Below are 475 nucleotides of genomic sequence, written 5' to 3'. Positions count from 1 at the left end.
CAATAAGTTTTTTCAGTATATCTAAAGGAATTTCTAGATCTTCTGCGACCAGGCTACTACCAACAAACTCAGGCCTTTCAATAGATAGAGAGAATTCTAAGACTCCATCAATACCATTAATAGCATATATTTCGCATATTGATTGCCCTCGTTCTTTTGTCAACCTTTCTTCTTGGTCCCGCCAGTTTCCATTTTCATCAAATAGGAAGTAATTGTTTTGTGCAAAAAGTCGCTTGCTATAAAGCATAGGATCTTCGGGCTTCAAGACTGTAGAAACATCTTTGATTTTTTCATTTTGTTCTGGTTGCATTGCCCAATAAGCACCTGAGAATCTTTTGTTTTTGTTATAAACTTCTAAACATTTTTCCCACACCGCTAACTTCAATTCAGCACTATCTGTTTTTTTAGAAAAATCATACAATAGTTTAATTGCATCATCGAATTTAAATGGCGCTAAACTACCAATATTTTCAAC

Annotated in this window: 1 pseudogene; it reads right to left on the bottom strand. The window is 34.3% G+C overall.

The annotated features are described in order from the left end of the window. Nucleotides 1-475: pseudogene (locus E0D98_RS25790) on the bottom strand (hypothetical protein); the annotation flags it as partial.

It is taken from the genome of Escherichia sp. KCJ4928, assembly GCF_004352695.1.
In the GTDB taxonomy this organism is placed as follows: Bacteria; Pseudomonadota; Gammaproteobacteria; order Enterobacterales; family Enterobacteriaceae; genus ECMA0423.
Note: the sequence above shows the minus strand (reverse complement) of the source record. Positions and strands in the feature narration are given on the sequence as shown.